Annotated in this window: 17 protein-coding genes; 11 read left to right on the top strand and 6 right to left on the bottom strand. The window is 47.3% G+C overall.

Going from position 1 to position 17,993, the window contains the following annotated elements; all coding sequences use genetic code 11:
* Positions 1–1,046: glutamine-hydrolyzing GMP synthase (guaA, locus tag ACOJS8_RS28225; protein WP_420151905.1), on the top strand; the 1,046-nt coding region annotated here is incomplete at its 5' end.
* 58 nt (positions 1,047–1,104) lie between these two features.
* On the opposite strand, the gene ACOJS8_RS28220 is transcribed toward guaA, so the two are convergent.
* Positions 1,105–3,429 (bottom strand): S8 family peptidase, encoded by a 2,325-nt coding sequence (locus ACOJS8_RS28220; protein ID WP_420151904.1) that lies wholly within the window; start codon positions 3,427–3,429, stop codon positions 1,105–1,107.
* 235 nt (positions 3,430–3,664) lie between these two features.
* A complete protein-coding gene (locus tag ACOJS8_RS28215; protein ID WP_420151903.1) occupies positions 3,665–4,048 on the bottom strand; it encodes a YtxH domain-containing protein in 384 nt (127 codons plus the stop codon).
* A gap of 344 nt (positions 4,049–4,392) precedes the next feature.
* On the opposite strand from ACOJS8_RS28215, the gene ACOJS8_RS28210 reads away from it, so the two are divergent.
* Together ACOJS8_RS28210 and ACOJS8_RS28205 are read left to right on the top strand one after the other, a co-directional pair.
* Positions 4,393–4,842 carry a YsnF/AvaK domain-containing protein gene (locus tag ACOJS8_RS28210; RefSeq protein WP_420151902.1) on the top strand — a complete coding sequence of 150 codons (450 nt, stop codon included), beginning with the start codon at positions 4,393–4,395 and terminating at the stop codon, positions 4,840–4,842.
* Between the two features lie 59 nt (positions 4,843–4,901).
* Positions 4,902–5,843, top strand: a complete 942-nt coding sequence (locus tag ACOJS8_RS28205) for a YsnF/AvaK domain-containing protein (RefSeq protein WP_420151901.1) — start codon at positions 4,902–4,904, stop codon at positions 5,841–5,843.
* Positions 5,844–5,929: 86 nt separating this feature from the next.
* Here ACOJS8_RS28205 and glmM read toward each other — a convergent pair whose 3' ends face one another.
* The 4 genes from glmM to ACOJS8_RS28185 form a co-directional block, all read right to left on the bottom strand.
* The gene (glmM, locus tag ACOJS8_RS28200) at positions 5,930–7,342 is read right to left on the bottom strand and encodes a phosphoglucosamine mutase (RefSeq protein ID WP_420151900.1); all 1,413 of its coding nucleotides are present in this window, start codon (positions 7,340–7,342) and stop codon (positions 5,930–5,932) included.
* A gap of 134 nt (positions 7,343–7,476) precedes the next feature.
* Positions 7,477–8,307 carry a transglutaminase family protein gene (locus tag ACOJS8_RS28195; RefSeq protein WP_420151899.1) on the bottom strand — a complete coding sequence of 277 codons (831 nt, stop codon included), beginning with the start codon at positions 8,305–8,307 and terminating at the stop codon, positions 7,477–7,479.
* 67 nt (positions 8,308–8,374) lie between these two features.
* Entirely contained in the window at positions 8,375–9,112 is a 738-nt protein-coding gene (locus tag ACOJS8_RS28190; protein WP_420151898.1) for a peptidase, read from the bottom strand.
* A gap of 180 nt (positions 9,113–9,292) precedes the next feature.
* A complete protein-coding gene (locus ACOJS8_RS28185; RefSeq protein ID WP_420151897.1) occupies positions 9,293–10,795 on the bottom strand; it encodes a sialate O-acetylesterase in 1,503 nt (500 codons plus the stop codon).
* Between the two features lie 234 nt (positions 10,796–11,029).
* Between ACOJS8_RS28185 and ACOJS8_RS28180 the strand changes: the two genes are divergently transcribed.
* The 8 genes from ACOJS8_RS28180 to ACOJS8_RS28145 all read left to right on the top strand — a co-directional run bounded on the left by ACOJS8_RS28180 (position 11,030) and on the right by ACOJS8_RS28145 (position 17,965).
* The gene (locus ACOJS8_RS28180; RefSeq protein WP_420151896.1) at positions 11,030–11,524 is read left to right on the top strand and encodes a hypothetical protein; all 495 of its coding nucleotides are present in this window, start codon (positions 11,030–11,032) and stop codon (positions 11,522–11,524) included.
* Between the two features lie 239 nt (positions 11,525–11,763).
* Positions 11,764–12,051, top strand: a complete 288-nt coding sequence (locus ACOJS8_RS28175; RefSeq protein ID WP_420151895.1) for a YciI family protein — start codon at positions 11,764–11,766, stop codon at positions 12,049–12,051.
* A gap of 84 nt (positions 12,052–12,135) precedes the next feature.
* Positions 12,136–12,825 carry a hexitol phosphatase HxpB gene (gene hxpB / locus ACOJS8_RS28170; protein ID WP_420151894.1) on the top strand — a complete coding sequence of 230 codons (690 nt, stop codon included), beginning with the start codon at positions 12,136–12,138 and terminating at the stop codon, positions 12,823–12,825.
* Between the two features lie 22 nt (positions 12,826–12,847).
* Positions 12,848–13,681: a PhzF family phenazine biosynthesis protein gene (locus ACOJS8_RS28165; protein WP_420151893.1), complete on the top strand. Its 834-nt coding sequence runs from the start codon at positions 12,848–12,850 to the stop codon at positions 13,679–13,681.
* A 459-nt stretch (positions 13,682–14,140) separates the two neighbouring features.
* Positions 14,141–15,265: a radical SAM family heme chaperone HemW gene (gene hemW, locus ACOJS8_RS28160; protein WP_420151892.1), complete on the top strand. Its 1,125-nt coding sequence runs from the start codon at positions 14,141–14,143 to the stop codon at positions 15,263–15,265.
* 121 nt (positions 15,266–15,386) lie between these two features.
* Entirely contained in the window at positions 15,387–16,265 is an 879-nt protein-coding gene (gene mtgA, locus ACOJS8_RS28155) for a monofunctional biosynthetic peptidoglycan transglycosylase (protein WP_420151891.1), read from the top strand.
* 93 nt (positions 16,266–16,358) lie between these two features.
* Positions 16,359–16,709 (top strand): gliding motility protein GldC, encoded by a 351-nt coding sequence (gene gldC / locus ACOJS8_RS28150; RefSeq protein WP_420151890.1) that lies wholly within the window; start codon positions 16,359–16,361, stop codon positions 16,707–16,709.
* A 65-nt stretch (positions 16,710–16,774) separates the two neighbouring features.
* Positions 16,775–17,965, top strand: a complete 1,191-nt coding sequence (locus ACOJS8_RS28145) for a thioredoxin family protein (protein WP_420151889.1) — start codon at positions 16,775–16,777, stop codon at positions 17,963–17,965.
* Positions 17,966–17,993 lie beyond the last annotated feature (28 nt).

Below are 17,993 nucleotides of genomic sequence, written 5' to 3'. Positions count from 1 at the left end.
ATGGGATTCAGTTTCACCCTGAAGTAACACATTCGCTACAGGGTAAAACGCTGCTTCACAACTTTGTCGTCGATATCTGTGGCTGCGCTCAGGACTGGACTGCCGAATCGTTTGTTGAGACGACCGTAGCGAAACTGAAAGACAAACTGGGCAATGATAAAGTTGTATTAGGGTTGTCAGGTGGCGTTGATTCGTCGGTTGCCGCGATGCTTATCCACCAGGCAATTGGCAAAAATTTATACTGCATTTTTGTCGACAATGGCGTACTACGGAAAGATGAGTTTGCGGGCGTACTGGAGTCTTACAAAACGCTGGGGCTGAACGTAAAAGGTGTTGATACGAAAGAACAGTTTTATACTGCTTTGGCTGGCCTCACCGACCCCGAAGCGAAACGGAAAGCTATCGGTAAAACCTTTATTGATGTATTCGATCACGAGGCTCACCTGATCGATAACGTAGCGTGGCTAGGTCAGGGAACCATCTATCCCGATGTTATCGAGTCAGTATCGGTAAAAGGTCCGTCAGCAACCATCAAATCGCACCATAACGTAGGTGGATTACCAGACTTTATGAAATTGAAGGTCGTGGAACCGCTCAATACATTGTTTAAAGACGAAGTACGAGCGGTTGGTAAAACGCTTGGACTACCTGATACCATTCTGGGACGTCATCCGTTTCCAGGACCAGGTCTGGCGATTCGGATTCTGGGCGATATTACACCTGAAAAAGTTCAGATTCTACAGGAAGTAGATGCACTGTTCATCGACGGATTGAAACGTGAGGGCTTGTACGACAAAGTTTGGCAGGCAGGTGCCATGTTGCTGCCCGTGCAATCGGTAGGCGTAATGGGCGATGAACGCACCTATGAGCGCGTTGTGGCGCTACGTGCCGTAACGAGCGTGGATGGCATGACGGCCGACTGGGCACATTTACCGTACGAGTTTCTGGCCAACGTATCGAACGAAATCATCAATCGTGTAAAAGGGGTTAACCGCGTTGTCTACGATATTTCGTCGAAACCGCCTGCTACCATTGAGTGGGAATAAAAAATAGAAACACAGAAGCCAGCACTACTAGTGCTGGCTTCTGTGTTTCTGACTATACCTATTTGGCACCTGTTTGCCAGGTAAGTCCACCCACCTGCAGGTTGCGATAAAATTGTCGAAGCACTACCTGAAAGGGACGTTTGCGCAAAGGCTTTGGAATATGCAGATAGAGTCGGCATTTTCCCCGATACTTCGCTGGCAATTTCATGCCCTTCAGCATTGTGAGCTGGAATGGGTTTAAATACGCTAGCGCTTCATTTCTATTAATAAGCTCCGCTTTGGGCAGAAACTGGCTTGCCTGGCGGAAAAAATCAACGGGCATCTGAAAAAGCAGTTTTGCGCCTTCCGGTAGTTTTCCATCAATGGCAATATCAAACGCCCTGGCTTTATCGGGTGCGCCCACCAGTAGGAAAGGAAGTTCTACAAATCCATCCATGGACGAATTAGGGCCTGGCTCGGCGCTGACGACATTGAAATTACGCCACGTTACGTTATTGTTGTTACGTATGTAGAGCTGAAAGTTATCCCAGTTATTAAAATCGGCCGGGTCGGGGGCGGGGTCGAGCGCATTTCCGATAATACCAACGAAGCAGTAGTGACCAACGGGCGGTACGTTAGCAGCTGGCCAGGTTATGGCGTTGGATACTGTTAGCTGATTGCCGTTAGGTACGTTGGCCAGCGTAGTTGATCCGGCCAGCGTCCATAAATCAGGGGTTACGAGCGAAGCCGGGGGCGACCAGAATACGGTTGCCTGCACGTTGGTGGCCGCTGAACCGCCCCGGTTGCGCATTCGAACATAAATAAAATGGTCGGTTGAAGCCACTACGCTGCTTCCGAGTGAGGTGTTATTTTCGGTGCCACTTCCTTCGCCAAAGCTGGCTTGTGGATCCGCCACAGCGGCTGGGCGAACAATAACATCGGGGCTAGCCGAAATGGCGCCCGAATGAGGATTGCCCGTATCACCTACAAAATCACGGACATATACGTCAGGGGTGATATTGAGTAAATTATCAATGATTTGGCGCAGGTTCGGCATCACGCTGATTTGGGTCGCTTCGGTCGCTGCCGGGGCTGTGCCGGTGGCTGGATTACGTAACAGCGCGCGCATCTGGCGTGGCCCAAATCGGAACCCCAGGCTGGCTTCAGCAATGCCATTGGTAGCTAAAGCTGCGCCAGTAATCATGGGCGATGCGCCGGACGTACCGCTAAAATCGGTGCGATACAGGTTTGTTGCCGAGCTACTGTTGGAGTCGAGCGTGTTGATATTTTGACCCCAGGCGTAATTGTCGATACGTTGTCCGTGCGGTGCCCACGCCATCCGTGTATGCGGAGCCGCCGACGTAGCAGCACTAACAATGATTGCGCCTGAGTCACGGAAACCGGCCCCACCCGGATTAAAAATTGCATTGCCACCCGGCGTTACGTAGCTGTCCAGTGCAAACGGGGGGGTAGAACCGTTATTCGTCCCGTTGCCGCCTGCTTCAACTACAATAATACCAAGCGCTGTTGCCAGACGAATGGCTTCATATACTGCATCGGTTACTTCAATTGGCCCAAGCATCATGGAAAGACCGGGCACCCAATTTTGCGCTTCCAGCAGAATAACATCACCAAACGACAGGTTCGCCACGGCAACCAGAATCGCATCCTGCTGCGTACTCCCCGAATAGGAAGACCCCCGCACGCTGGCTATATGGGGTGTAATGCCAACGCAACCAATGGTATTGTCGACCGCGCAGATTTCGCCAAGTACGGCTGTACCATGACTGCGAGAACTGTCCAGAATAGTTCCGTTGAGGTTGACGGCTCCATGCGTAACCAAATCTTCGTGATTAAACGTCCAGCCACGTTCAATATCGATGACGCGTTGGCCCTGCCCATCGCCACCTACGAAGTTCCAGGCGTAGCGCGCATCAATGCCGCCCGGTGCTACGTCCAGATAAGTCTGATTAGTGGCTCTAGGATCATTGGCTGCATTGACAAATGGTGAAGGAGCAGGAACATAAATCTCCACCTGTGCCACTTCCGGCCATCGTTTCAACTCTTTAGCAATGGCCGGCAGTTTGGCAGGATCGTCATACTCAACCTTGAAGTAATTGAAAAATGGACCCGGGCGATACGTCTCGTCAGTAGCCTGGGCCTGTCTGATCATCTCCTGCAATTTGTCGGCTGATACCGCCTGATAGAGCCGGGACATACGGAGGTCCGGGAATTTAGCTTTCAGTCGTCTGATTGGTTCGAACTGTCGCTCAGTCAACTGATTGATAGCGTCATCGGTGTAGTTCAGTTTTACCTCAGGCGAAAAACGCACCGCTATGTAAGGTGGCTCGTTCTTCAGAATATCCGAGTGATTCTGACGCATAAATTCCAGTTCTTTTTCCATGATATAAAGGGTTTACGGTTGATAAAACGCGCTGAAAATCAAGCTTACAAATGGACCAAAATAGGTATTGCTACGTTTGCCATTCCGATGCGTGCTTCGTTCAGTGCGTTAGTCGGAAAAAAGAACAGATAATAAACACCGCTGGTAAATTATTGAGTGAACGGTCACCTACAGCCAAAACAACAAGGCCCCAACCGTTGGGCTGGGGCCTGATAAATATGAAAGCAGAAAATAACTAGTTCAACTTCAGAGCGTCTTCTACGTTATCTATGCCTGATTTCGTCGCGTCAGCTGCGTCATCAACTTTGTTGTTGAAATCAGCTTTTGCCTGATTCTTTTTATAGCTTGCTTCCCCCTGGAACTGATCAAGTTTGTTCTCAGCTTTGTTCTTGTACTGATCGAACTTATTCTCAGCCTGGTCTTTGTATTGATCAGCTTTTGCCTGTGCGTTACCAACCAGTCGATCAACTTGTGATTTCACTTGATCGACACCTTCTTCCCATTGACTCTGTAATTCGTCGACGGTTTTCGTTAATTTTTCACGGGTTTCTTTGCCGCTACGTGGTGCTGTCAGGTAACCGATAGCTAATCCTGCTAATACTCCTCTTAGAAAGCTCATTGTCTTATTTCTTTTTGAGTTATTGTATGACTACCTATTCGCTTTAAAAAGTATGCCAGAAAAAAGTAATACATCTATAGGTCTGATTTTTAGTTGTTTATTCATTAAACGTAATCGTTGCCTACGGTTTAGGCAGATATATATGGGGATTTTATTCCACAGGGTAGGGGTTGTGCGTGGGCACTACGTAGAAGCAACGTTACGCTAATGAAGATGAGTTGATTAACATAGAGTTAAGAAAATCTAAAATAATTTCTATAAAATTTATAGAACAAATAGGGTGAATCATTGCTTACAATAAACAACACACAGAACAGGTATTGTTCTGATTAAGTATTGAACTAATGAGCAACGGGCCCGATCAAATGAGTCGAAATAAGGAATCAGTGCCAGCGATCTCAGCACTTGATTCAGGAACGATAGTCATTCCCGTGATTGAAGAGCAAATTCAGATTGATAAACAGATTATTGAGACTGGAACCGTTCGTATCGCTAAACAGGTCTTTGAAGAAGCCCAGACCGTTGACATACCGGTTTTTCGGGAAGAAGTGACGGTTGAACACGTAGCTGTTTATCAATACGTTGATGCGGCACCGGCGGTTCGCTATGAGGGAGAGACAATGATTATTCCGGTATTACGTGAAGTGTTAGTAACTGAAAAGCGACTCTTGCTGGTCGAAGAAGTACACGTAACTAAACGACACATCACCGATCAGGAAACTCAGGAAGTTACTCTCCGTAAAGAAGAAGTGATCGTAGAGCGAAGCGATCCTGACCATGAACGTTCGACCTGAAGGGGTCCTCGTTATAAATTAATTAAACAAAATTCTCAACGTTCAAACCAGTAAGTGTAATGGCACAGCAAACAGTAGTTGGCATTTTTGACAGCGCAAGTGAAGCGCAGCAAGCCGTAGATCAATTAGTTAACGCCGGTTTTTCACGTAATAATATCGATTTGTCTGTCGCTAATTCAGGCAGTTCTTCGGATACGTATCAAAACACGGGCACTACCAGAACCGACGACGTAGTGGATACTACCCGTGATTCAGATGACGGCATTGGCGGTTTCTTTAAATCGTTGTTTGGGGGAGATGATGATGACGACAACAACTACAGAAGGCACACTGAAGTTGGCCGTCGTGGTTCAATCGTAACGGTCCATGCCCAATCCACTGATGAAGCGGAGCAAGCAGCCGATATTCTTGACGACAGCGGAGCCGTTGACATTGACGAACGGGCTGCGCAGTATGGTTACGGTAGTACAGCAACGACTGGTACCGATACGATCAGTGGAAGCGGCACTGCTTACGTTGATACGGATACAACCAACCGCGGTTTGACATCCGATGCTGACCAAACCATTAAGGTAATTGAGGAGAATCTGGAAGTTGGCAAGCGCGAAGTCGAAACGGGTGGTGTTCGGGTACGTAGTCGGATTATTGAGCGACCCGTAGAAGAAAGTTTGCGTCTGCGTGAAGAGCGGGTTACGGTTCAGCGCACTCCCGTCAATCGTCCGGCTACGGACGCCGATTTAACTGCTTTTCAGGAAGGCCAGATTGAATTGACTGAACATGCCGAAGTACCGGTAGTTTCAAAGACCGCCAATGTTGTAGAGGAGATTTCGATTGGTAAAGAAGTCAACGAACGCGTTGAAACTATTCGCGATACGGTTCGTAGCACTGATGTAGAAGTAGAAAATCTGGGTGCTACCAGTACAACAACCGATCCGGTCATAACAACAAACCGGACCGATTATGACGACGATACGTTAAATACTACGTCCACGAATCGGTAAAATAGCATAGGACGCAGGGGTTGCAGGGCTGGCACAAAGCAGGGAATAATTCCTGGTCGGCCCTGCAACCCCTGCTCTTTGCCTGTTTACCGATTTTCAGCAATGACTTCCCGAATATCACTAATGATTTTGCGAGCAAGATGATCGGCCGTGGCCAGCGTATCAGATTCCGAGTAGATACGTATGATTGGCTCGGTATTCGATTTGCGCAGGTGGACCCATTCTTTGTCGAATTCGATTTTAACACCGTCAGTCGTATTGATTGGATTGCGGGCGTACTTGGCCTGAATTCGATCCAGTACCGCATCAACGTCGATATCGGGGGTCAGCTCAATTTTGTTCTTGGAAATATAATAGTTTGGGTACGTCCGACGTAGCATGGATGCTGATTTGCCAAACTTAGCCAAGTGGCTTAAAAACAGCGCAATACCAACCAGCGCATCACGACCGTAGTGCAAATCAGGATAAATGATCCCGCCATTGCCTTCTCCGCCAATAACAGCCTCATTCTCTTTCATCATGGTCACTACGTTGACTTCGCCTACGGCCGAAGCAAAATGCTGGCCGCCGTATTTTCGGGTTACGTCGCGCAGGGCCACTGTACTCGACATATTCGAGACGGTGTTGCCTGCTGGCTCGCCATTAGCTACCCGACTTTTCAGTACGTAGTCAGCAACCGACACAAGCGTATATTCCTCGCCAAAGGGAGAGCCGTCTTCACAAATCAGCGCCAGCCGGTCTACGTCGGGGTCTACCACAATACCAAGATCAGCATTCCCCTTGGTCATCTCTTTGATGATGTCACGCAGATTTTCGGGAAGCGGCTCCGGGTTATGGGCAAACTGGCCTGTTGGCTCGCAGTGAAGTTTTGTCATCTGCTCAACGCCCAACGCTTCCAGTAACATTGGTACGGCAAGCCCACCGGTTGAGTTGACGGCATCTATAACAATTCGGAAATTACGGGCCGCAATCGCATCCTTATCGACTAAGGGTAAGGCGAGAATCTGACTAATGTGTTTTTGCAGCCAGTTCGTATCGGCGCGGTACTGACCTAATTTACGAACTTCGGCAAAATCAAACGATTCGGCTTCGGCAATGGCTAATACTTCAGCGCCATCTTCTTCAGAAATAAATTCGCCCTTTTCGTTAAGAAGTTTTAGCGCATTCCACTGAATGGGATTGTGGCTGGCGGTAATGATGATACCTCCCGCAGCCTCTTCGCCTGGTACAGCTAGCTCAACAGTTGGCGTAGTTGATAAACGCAGATCGACAACGCTCAGACCCAGCCCCTGCAACGTAGCAGCGACCAGTTTCGAAACCATATCGCCGGATAGTCGTCCGTCACGCCCGATGACAACGGTTTGCCGGTCAGGGTTACGTTGTTTCAGCCACTGTCCGAACGCTGCCGTAAACTTTACTACGTCCAAAGGCGTCAGTCCGTCTCCACTGCGCCCGCCAATCGTTCCTCTAATTCCGGAAATAGACTTAATTAATGCCACTGTAATGGGTCAGGTAAGTATTCTCAATTAGTACGCAAAGATAGGCATTAGTCATTTGCCGATAGTTGCCAATCAATAATTAGCTACGTTCCTTTTTAATAAGCAGGGATGTTATAATGTCAAACGGCTGATTTTCAGATAAACGTTAATTCTGACCGTAGTGTGGAGTTTGCCTTTCCCATAAACGTACCGCTGATCGGCGCGGCCAGCTCTGGCTTAGCCGTCGATGTTAGAAAAATGTGCCGATTGACTACAACAGAACCTTCAGTGGGATCAAAGCCGCGCCATCCCGCTCCCGGCAGGTAGACCTCCACCCAGGCGTGGAGCTGATGTTCTTGTTGTGGATTTCCGAACAGATAGCCGCTTACAAAACGGGCTGCTATACCCAGGCTCCGACAGGCCGCTATAAATAAGGTTGTATAGTCTCGGCAGGAGCCTCGACGTAACGTCAGGGTTTGCTCGGGTGGAAATGGAGCACCGCTTTCGCGAATTTCGTAGGTGAACTTCTGGATTGTCTGGTTCAGAATCATCAGAAAACCCGTAGTCTGCCAACTGGCTTCAGTTGCGATTTGCCGGGCCCAGCTCTCAACACGTTCTGATACGCCAACACGAGCCAGATAAGGCTGAAGAAGGTCCTGCTCTGCCTGCGGGTATCGGAACGGTATGTGTTGAGCTTCGAACGGAAACAAAACAAAGTCGAACGAATTAAACTCATCTGACTGAAGCTCTATTTCGGCGGTTACGCGCAAATGATCTGTAGGGCTGTTGATGTAAACCAGTTGCTGAACGTTTCCTTCGATATCAATATTTCGGACAATTCGGGCGGGTTTCGGGTCTATGATCAATTCATAGTTCAGCAGACGCTGGTAAGGATAGGTGCGAGGGTACAGGTAAAGCGTTTGGGGGCCAAGTGCGACAGGAACATCGTAACTGTATTCGGATTCGTGCCGGACGTGGAGATGCATATGGAGTGATAAACGATGAATACTAAATATGAGCAGCTAAAATCACTTATTACTCATCGTTTCGCATTTATAATTTGACTGAGCGAACTTTCTCAAAAATAGGGTCCATCCAGTAAGACGGTACCTTTCGGACTGAATTGCTAAGCAAGGCACTCCACTGATGGGATATCTCATCCATATCTTCTTTTTCAAGTCGATATTCCGTCATATGGAAACTGTCTTTTGGGTAGATGACGACATCTAATGGATAATCCACATCATTGGCGCTGACTCGCGTGGCATCGAAGGCCAGAAACCCAATCTTTAAAGCATCGGGCAAACTCGTTTCGTAAGACAAGTTTCGAAACAGGAGCGGTTTTCCGTATCCGGAATTGCCAATGATTTTGAAAGGTGAACCCTGATCAACTTCCACCCAGTTCCCTTCCGGATAAAGCATAAAAAGTTTGTGCTCCTCGTCGTCTTCCAACTGACCACCCACAATGGCATTCAGATTGAAATTTAATCCACTGGCAATAATCGAAGCCTTGTCTTCCTGCGCTACACGTTTCACCTGTTCACCAAACGCGTTGACGGCTTTATACAATTTATTGAAAGATCGATCTCGCTCTGAGATAACTTCTTTGAAGTACGTAATGGCTTTATCGCGCACAGAACGTAGACCGGATGTCATAATAAATAGCGAGTGATTCTCAACTTCGTGAACCGAAATTTTACGGTTCGAAGAGACTTCAGTACCGGAGGTCAAGCGTCTGTCGGCAATGGCAACCAGGCCCGAAGCAACCTTAATTCCTAAACAATACGTCATTCGATAAGTGGGCAAAATCGGGAGCAACTTCCCCGATAGTAAACCCAACAAATATACAGGTTGGCTCCATTTTTGTTTGACTTGCTACCTTGTTTTCTCAAAAAATCCCGCAAATTGGTAATTCTTTAAAACCATACGAATTAGATAGAACATGCGATCGTGAAACACAGGAGAATTGATTTAATAAGGTAATAACAGGTCTGTAAAACAGCTATATACACTGTTTTTTACCTGGAATGTAGCTATTCCAGGTAACGTACGATCGCTGGAAGAGGAGCCGGCTTGAACGCTCTCTATAAAAGGTTTTTCATTCGCGATCGTGACGGATGGTGGGAAAAAAATCTGACTTGTGCCGGACCGTAATCTAGCAGAATATGTACCCGTGCCGACCGTAAGCTTCTGGCTGCTGCCGCCTGTATTCCAGCTGTAGTCGGCGCCAGGAGGCTGTATTAGCTGAAGCTGATTGTTCGTGGCGCAGGCTATAGTTATCAAAGGCTGAAGCTGGGCTTCGTAGGGAGTAATTGCCTTGAGGAGTTCATCTGTAATTGCATTGGCCCAGCGTTCTCCGGCTTTAGCCTGTCCCAGCGGTGAATAATGTATGCCGTCAGGCCGATCGGCAGTAGACATAATACTGTCAAGATCGGGGCCCTGGAACGTATCATATCCAACTCGATGAATAACCTGTTGTTGAGCAGACCGGACATTTTCGAAGGGTTTTCCTGCAAACGAAGAAAGGGCAATGATCCAGGCCAGATCAGGTTTGTTAAACTCCTGACGGGCTTTGTCAATAACACCATAGTGATGAGTCAGTATCTGATCTACAGGGTTTTCCCGGTCATTTTCGCCGTGGTTTAGTAGAATGGCCCGGATGCCAGTTGATGGTACGTACAGATTCATCAGATTCCGTAGGTTGGCAAAAGGCATCCGTAAACGATACGGGATAAAGTTGTGCGTGAAGGGGATGTCGTACGCGGCTTTGTAAGTCTGTTCCATGTTGCTGCCACCAAACCCCGCGTTATAAATGAGCACCGGTACATTAATACGTTGCACCAGTACGTCGCCCATGCGCCCCCAGAACCAGGCCATTTTTGCAAAAGGAGCCATTCCACTAAATGTCTGTAACTGGCTGAAAACTAAGTCTGGCAGATGACGGGTATCGGCCGTAGTAAGGTACTGCTGAAAATCCGTTGAACTCTGATCAAGAGCCACTACGTTCACACGATCGTCAGTAGCTCCCGGCATGGTTGGGCACTCATCAACGCCATTTATTACACAGCCGGAGCCCTGTGCATTGGAGTGTCCTACAATGGCAAATACCTCGCCTACACCAAACCGGTCGACTGAATCGGTTGCTACGAGCCGCCCGTTACGCAGGCCGCGAACCTCAATCCTGTACCAACCACCACGTACATTGATGGTTCCATTAAACTGACCGTTTATCGGCTTATTTTGAAGGGTTGTCCAGGCAGTGGTGGTGCCCTGTCCAATTGTTCGGACAACAAACCGGGCTTCAACTACGTCGAGTGGTTGGGCGTAGCTACCCGCAATCTGAACGGTAGCTGAATTGGTGTTATTTCGCTGAATCACCATCCGGCTAACCGGATACGTAACGTCAATTTGGGCTACAGCCCAAGTAATTCCTGTGCATGCAGTAAAGAGCAAAAACAAACATAATCTAGGCATAGATACTTCCAGCAGACGATTCGGAGATAACCATTTTTTACCTGGAAAAAGGCTGGTTATCAGTTCTTATATAAGAAACGGGCACAACAAAGTAACGTAACATATGATATGTAGGTTTGTTCTGTAAATTCTATAACGAAAGAAGGTACTTTTCGCTGAAAATGGTTTGTTTTTGGCAATGGTTTGTGTTACTTTGGCAACCAGATGGTATTCAACCCCTCTGCCCATTTTGCGATGAACTTTGACGACGAAGACGACGACGATAGCTTTATGGACTGGGATGGTTTCGACGAGGACTATGATCCCGAAGAAGCTCGTGCCGAAATGGAGGCTGAAAACCGGCGTATTAAGAACCTTCCCATCCTCCGAAAGGCGAATGAGTTGATGGAGCTGACACAGGCAATTGTGGAAACCATCAATAAGGAAGATGACGTGTTGATGATGCACGAACAAATGCTGGCGAACGCGATGATGCTGGCCCCTAAGATTGTAGGAGCTGAGGGAGGAGATCTGTATACCCTACGGATGGAAAACGCCGTTATCATCAAAATGCACGCCCGTGAGCTATTAGCGCAAACTTCTTATTGCAAAGCCGAAAAACTGGCCACACCTGCTTATCTGAACGTATTGCGTGATGAAATCGAACAGTTTCGGCTGCTCTTTGTGGAATGGGTCAATAGCTTTGACAAAGACAATGATGCCCCCGATGATTGGGGACTGTTTTACTGAAAAATAGTCCTGAACTATAAATAGATACTACGTCCCAGATTTACGTTTCGGGACGTTTTTTTATGCCAAATCCGAACGTAGCCTAATCAGGCCATAAATCGACAATGAGTTGACAACTAAAAACCCGCCTATAGTATAATAACAGGATTACTTAACACTGACGTACGAACTTGTCAGGCTGCTTATTACGGTTATGTTAATGAAAGATGGTAAATTGCCAGACGAAATAGCACTGCTTCATGCGTTACGTTATACATGCTTACGACTATACTGATGCCGACGCGCTCGACCGTCGCATGCAAGCTCGGCCCGATCACTTCGAGTACATCCGTCAACTGAAAGCAGCCGGTCAGTTTATTCTCGGAGGAGCTCTGCTTGACCCCAATGAAAAAATGATCGGTTCAATGCTAGTACTGGATATGGAGACGGACGAACAGTTGCAGACTTATTTACAGACAGATCCGTACATTATTCAGGGCGTCTGGAATAAAATTGACGTAAAGCCATTTCGTCAGGCTGATGTATAAAAAAGGTAGTGATCTGGTCAGTTTGCTTTCAATCCGGGCCTGCATCTTCACTCACTAACCTGTTAATAATTAATTATTTTTCTTTTGATACACGCTGCAATATTTGATATGGATGGGCTGCTGGTGGATTCTGAACCTCACTGGCGGATTATGGAACGGGAAGTTTTCGATACAGTTGGGTTATATCTGACCGATGAGCAATGCAAACAAACAACGGGTTTGCCGATACTGGACGTTGTTCGTTACTGGTTCGTTCGAGCGCCCTGGTCATCAGAGGCCGCAGGTGGGCGGAGTCACGAAGCACTGGCCGACGCGATTACCGAAGGGGTTCATGAACGGATTGCGCATTTGGCTGAACCAATGCCAGGCGCTATTGATACGTTAAATTTCTTTGTCAGCCGAGGTATTCCAACCGCCATTGCTTCTGCTTCACCGATGAGTTTGATTGAGGTTGTTGTTAAGCGACTCGGCATCGGTGATTCGTTGACTCTCTGGCATTCAGCTACGCTCGAAGCCCGGAATAAACCTGCTCCCGATGTATACCTGGGAACGGCTCGTAAACTAAACATACTGCCAGCCAACTGCCTGGCTTTCGAGGATTCAGGGAACGGGCTGAAATCGGCGCATGCTGCTGGTATGCGAACGGTGGCTGTTCCGGGTGCTTTTGAATACGATGATCCTAAATTTGAGATTGCCAGTGTAAAATTACCCGCTCTGACAGCGTTTTCATCTGATACGTTCGAGGCTCTCCAAACAAAAGAATGCTATTCCTAAACCAAATGATACTTTATTGATCATGCGTATTTACCAACTCGATGCCTTTACTGATCGGTTATTTGCGGGTAATCCGGCGGCTGTTGTTCCATTAAGCGAATGGCTGCCCGATGAACAGATGCAGTTGATAGCCTCCGAAAATAACCTTGCCGAAACGGCTTTTTACGTAAAAACAGAGGGAGAAGCGAATTATCATATCCGCTGGTTTACGCCCACCGTCGAAGTCGATTTATGTGGTCATGCTACGTTAGCTGCGGGTTATGTGGTCTTTTTTCTGGAAAAAGGGAGTGAAGAAGAGTTGGGGGATCAGATTTTTTTCAACTCCCGCAGTGGCCAGTTGAAAGTTTGTCGGGGAGAAAACGGATGGTTAACGCTCGATTTTCCGGTTGATACGGTCCAGAAAGCCAATCTACAGCCGCCTGCGTTGATTACCAGTTTACGTGAGAAACCCCTGGCGGTATATAAGGGAAAAACCGACTACATGTTAATCTACGAAACGCAGGAGCAAATTGAATCACTACAGCCCGATCTGCGGGAAATGAGTACAGTTCCGGCACGTGGGGTTATCGTAACCGCGCCCGGGCGTTCGGACGACTCGGGCCAGGGCGTGGACTTTGTATCCAGATTTTTTGGACCACAGACCGGAATTGATGAAGACCCTGTTACCGGATCCGCTCATACTACGTTGGTACCTTACTGGGCTGAAAAGCTTGGAAAAAAGGAACTCACCGCTCGGCAACTATCGAAGCGGGGAGGGTATTTGCGCTGTAAACTTAACGACGATGGGACTAACCCGGCCCGGGTTGATATTTCGGGTCAGGTGCAGCTATACTTAACCGGCGAAATCAATCCCTGACAAGTCTTTGAATTTCTTGCAAAAACATCTGGTGAATGCCATGATCTCGGTTATGGCATTTATCATTTTAGGAATGCTGCAATATTTAAAATGTAGGTAATCGTTAAAATAGGAATGAGTAAATTTTTTAATCCGTATTTATTTGTAATCGATCTAAACAAGCGTAGCTTTGCACTAGTAAACGACCTTTGAGCGAATGACTGTTGAAAGTGCCACTTTTGAGATGGGTGAGCTTCTGAATGAGGATAAGCCAATCATTCAGACCAATCCTTTTTTGAGTCATGAATGCGTGCTGAAAAAGTGCTGCAAAAAGTACAAAAAAGGGAAACGCTGTAAAAAATGTCCCGATCGATAATCGGTATTGATTGAGTTACTGCTTTTTCTTCTCGCCAGTAGCCTCTGTTTTTTGCTTACGCCTTCCAATGAACCCATCGCCAGCGTTTATTGTCAATAGGGTAGATGCATCTTTATCTGCACATACCGTTTTGTAAGCAGGCCTGTCATTACTGCGACTTCCACTTCAGTACAAGCCTAAACCAAAAGCCAGCTCTAGTTGATGCGCTCTGTGCTGAAATTCGCCTGCAAAAAGATTATTTGCCCGATAAGCGGTTAGAAACCATCTACCTGGGTGGAGGAACGCCATCGCTATTAACCGAGACAGAATTAGCGCAAATTTTTGCTGCGATTAACGATAATTATGTGGTGTTGCCTACAGCCGAAATTACGCTCGAGGCAAATCCTGACGACCTGTCGACGGAGAAGCTGCAAATTCTGCGACGCTACGTTAATCGATTAAGTATCGGAATCCAAACCTTCGACGAAACAACGCTTCAGTGGATGAACCGTGCACATACCGCTACTGAAGCAGAGCGGTGTGTACAGTCGGCACGCGAATCGGGCTTCGACAATATTAGTGTCGATTTAATTTACGGTATTCCTAATCGTGATCAAGCGTACTGGAAGAATGACCTTGAAAGTATCCTGGCGCTCGACGTACCACACGTATCAGCCTACGCACTAACTATTGAACCGGACACGGCTTTTGGGCGATGGCAGCAAAAAGGCAAACTGCCTCCTGCGGACGAGACCATCGCTGCAGAACAGTTTGAAGAACTGACGAACACGCTCACGAATTCCGGTTACGAGCACTACGAAATCTCAAACTTTGCCAAGCCAGGCCAATACGCCCTGCATAATACGGCTTACTGGCAACGGAAATCTTACCTTGGTGTAGGGCCAAGTGCCCATTCCTACAATGGAGATTCGAGACAATACAATATTGCCAGCAATGCGCGTTATATCGCTGATATTCGGCAAGGTAAGTTGCCAGCTACCATAGAGGAGCTAACCGTTGCTGACCAGGTAAATGAGTATTTGTTAACAGGGTTACGGACCAAATGGGGATGCTCACTTGCTGAACTGAACAAGCTGCTTGGCCGTAATTTTGTGGATGCGCAGGCACACGACCTGTCAGCGATGTATGCATCGGGCTGGCTGGTAAATGATGGTGATCGGCTACGGTTGTCCGAAGCAGGAAAACTTTTTGCCGACCGGGTAGCTGCTACGTTGTTTGTAGAGGAATAGCAGAGAAGAAAGGCTGACGCTACGTGGGTTCGCTTTGATTCGTAAAAGATTTAAAGTTGGCCTGGCTTAAATGCGGGTTTACGTCCGCTTTACAATTATTTTCGCGGAACAGTTTTAGCTTATGAGTCCGCAACGTCCTGGCAACACATTTCGCAACATGCCCCAGCAACCCCGTCCGAAAGCGGCTAATGCATCGACGCAACAGGAGCCAAAAATTGAGCGCAGGCTAGGACAAACCCGGGCTTCGGCCCATAGAGAAAAAGCGTCACGGCTGGGTAAAACGCGCCGGTTTATTCGGCAGTATCCCATGCTGGAGCGGGCATATCGAGTGGCTATCAAGGTTTTCCTCTGGTTATTTTTCGGTTCGCTGGGCTACGTAATAATTCTGAAATACGTACCTGTGTGGGTAACTCCGCTGGTTGTGTCCCGTTGGGTTGATACGTTTGGGACTGATGAGAGCAGTCATGTTTACAAAAAATGGCGCTCGTACGATAACATAAGCAAAGAAGTAGCCCTTGCTGTAGTTGCTTCTGAAGACCAGGCTTTTCCAACACACTGGGGCTTCGATTTCGACGAAATTCAGGACGCTATCAAAGAAAATGAGAAACGGGAACGCCCGCGCGGAGCCAGTACTATTTCGCAGCAGGTAGCCAAGAACGTATTTCTCTGGACCGGACGCAGCTATATTCGAAAAGGGTTAGAAGTTTATTTTACCGTTCTGATTGAATTAATCTGGGGAAAAAAGCGAATTCTGGAGGTGTATCTGAACGTAGCCGAAATGGGACCCATGACGTTTGGGGTCGAAGCAGCATCGCAACGGTACTACAACCATTCGGCCGAAACACTTTCACGTAACGAAGCAGCCCGGATTGCGGCTGTATTGCCTAATCCACGGCAATTTTCAATTAGCAATCCATCCAGCTACATTCAGCGTCGGACACGCCAGATAGCCCGGCAGATGCGCTATCTGGGCGGTCAGAAGTACATTAGAAACCTGTAGCGTCCGGATAATATTGACAAAACAAGTCGTTTCATCCTTCGGGTTTGGGATCAATCATACGGGTTTCCAGCCGTATTACGTATTTTTGTATTTATGAAAAAATCAGACATTCATTTTTCGGTTGAACTAGACAACCAGAATATTCCTGAAAAAATTTATTGGGAAGCTACCGACAACCCAAACGAAGGGCTAAGCGACACTCGGGCAATTGCGATAGCGCTTTGGGATCATTACCACAATAGTACCCTTAAAATTGACCTCTGGACAAAAGATATGGAAGTGGTGGATATGAAACGCTTCCTGATCGAAATCATGAGTGGTATTGCCGATACGGCCCTTAATGCAACGGGTGATCAGCGTATGGCTAACGATATCGAAAATACCTGCCGCACGCTTAGTAAACGACTCGAAGAAGAAATCAGGCAACAGGAAAAACAACAATGACCTTAGTATTGCTAACCTTTGATACGTTAGTAGGCTGTTACGTTGCTCAATGAGATTCGATGTCTATGAAAAAAATTCTTTTTCTGATCCTGATAGTCAATAGTGTATTCGCTCAAACGGGCGGGGGCATACAGTTCCGTCAGACTCCACTGGATGCTGTATTTCAGGAAGCCCGACGAGTTGGAAAACCCGTATTTGTTGAAATTTATTCACCTTCCTGTCACGTCTGCCAGAGCTTTGTGCCAACGCTGGCTGACAGTAGAGTGGGGAAGTTTTATAATGCGAAATTCATTAATACGAAACTGGATTTCGCTCAGCCGTCTACTAAAAGTTTTTTAGACCGATACCGGCTATTTATTCCTTCGTTACCGCTGTTTCTCTATTTTGATCCGCAACAGAATCTGATTCATTTCGCCATGAGTAATAACTCAACAGATGAAGTGATTCGCCATGGTACGAATGCGCTTAATCCGAAAGTGCGTAGTCAGACAATGACGTTACGTTATCAGCAGGGAGAGCGTTCTCCCAACTTCCTGATTGATTATGGTATGTATTGTCGGATTACAAAAGACACAGCTGCCAACATTACGGCAATGAACGATTACGCCAAAAGGGTATCTCCAGCTACGTATACCAACCAAACGAACTGGCTCGCGCTGGAAAAACTTATATTGGATTACGAAAATCCTATGTTTCAATACATGATAGATCATCTGGATGCTTACCGTAAAGCTTACGGAGCAGAAGCCACTCAACAGGTTGCTGAGAATATACTGATGTCATCATTGTACAGTGGGCGTGGCATACGTTATCCTATAACCAAAATTCAGGAAATCCGTCAGGGGCTAATTAAGATTGGTATTAGTACAAAGGTGGCTAATAACCGGACGTTGCTGCCCGAAGTGAACGCCTATCTCCGGAATCATCAGACGGCTAAAGCCGTTGAGCGGATGGACAATCATGCAAATGCCAATCAGTTGTCGGTTTTGGAGTACCTCTATATTTCGCGACTTTTCAACCGCAATAGCCCGGATGCGATAGCGGCTCCGACCGTTGCCAAATGGCTTAACAAAGCTCTTTCGCTGAAACCGGAGCCCAAGGAACAAGCTGACCTATACTACGAACTAGCGGAAGCGTACCGACGGGGTGGAAAGAGTAATGATGCACAAAGAGCCGCTCAAAAATCGATGGAGCTGGCTCAGGAAACTCGTTTGGACACGCGCCGGAACGTAGAGCAACTAGGCAAATTGAAGTAAATGATTTGTTCACAGCCTAAAAAAGGGC

Source organism: Spirosoma sp., from assembly GCF_048594605.1.
In the GTDB taxonomy this organism is placed as follows: domain Bacteria; phylum Bacteroidota; class Bacteroidia; order Cytophagales; family Spirosomataceae; genus Spirosoma.
This window is presented reverse-complemented; position numbering and strand designations above follow the sequence as displayed.

What these genes read in the sequence shown, in the direction of transcription:
- ACOJS8_RS28215 (WP_420151903.1), bottom strand. Translation starts at nt 4,048, where the DNA reads ATGAGCTTTCTAAGAGGAGTATTAGCAGGATTAGCTATCGGTTACCTG.
- ACOJS8_RS28145 (WP_420151889.1), top strand. Translation starts at nt 16,775, where the DNA reads ATGAAAAAAATTCTTTTTCTGATCCTGATAGTCAATAGTGTATTCGCT.
- ACOJS8_RS28220 (WP_420151904.1), bottom strand. Translation starts at nt 3,429, where the DNA reads ATGGAAAAAGAACTGGAATTTATGCGTCAGAATCACTCGGATATTCTG.
- ACOJS8_RS28205 (WP_420151901.1), top strand. Translation starts at nt 4,902, where the DNA reads ATGGCACAGCAAACAGTAGTTGGCATTTTTGACAGCGCAAGTGAAGCG.
- ACOJS8_RS28165 (WP_420151893.1), top strand. Translation starts at nt 12,848, where the DNA reads ATGCGTATTTACCAACTCGATGCCTTTACTGATCGGTTATTTGCGGGT.
- ACOJS8_RS28180 (WP_420151896.1), top strand. Translation starts at nt 11,030, where the DNA reads ATGAACTTTGACGACGAAGACGACGACGATAGCTTTATGGACTGGGAT.
- ACOJS8_RS28210 (WP_420151902.1), top strand. Translation starts at nt 4,393, where the DNA reads ATGAGCAACGGGCCCGATCAAATGAGTCGAAATAAGGAATCAGTGCCA.
- ACOJS8_RS28190 (WP_420151898.1), bottom strand. Translation starts at nt 9,112, where the DNA reads ATGACGTATTGTTTAGGAATTAAGGTTGCTTCGGGCCTGGTTGCCATT.
- gldC (WP_420151890.1), top strand. Translation starts at nt 16,359, where the DNA reads ATGAAAAAATCAGACATTCATTTTTCGGTTGAACTAGACAACCAGAAT.
- ACOJS8_RS28175 (WP_420151895.1), top strand. Translation starts at nt 11,764, where the DNA reads ATGCGTTACGTTATACATGCTTACGACTATACTGATGCCGACGCGCTC.
- ACOJS8_RS28185 (WP_420151897.1), bottom strand. Translation starts at nt 10,795, where the DNA reads ATGCCTAGATTATGTTTGTTTTTGCTCTTTACTGCATGCACAGGAATT.
- hemW (WP_420151892.1), top strand. Translation starts at nt 14,141, where the DNA reads ATGCATCTTTATCTGCACATACCGTTTTGTAAGCAGGCCTGTCATTAC.
- ACOJS8_RS28195 (WP_420151899.1), bottom strand. Translation starts at nt 8,307, where the DNA reads ATGCATCTCCACGTCCGGCACGAATCCGAATACAGTTACGATGTTCCT.
- mtgA (WP_420151891.1), top strand. Translation starts at nt 15,387, where the DNA reads ATGAGTCCGCAACGTCCTGGCAACACATTTCGCAACATGCCCCAGCAA.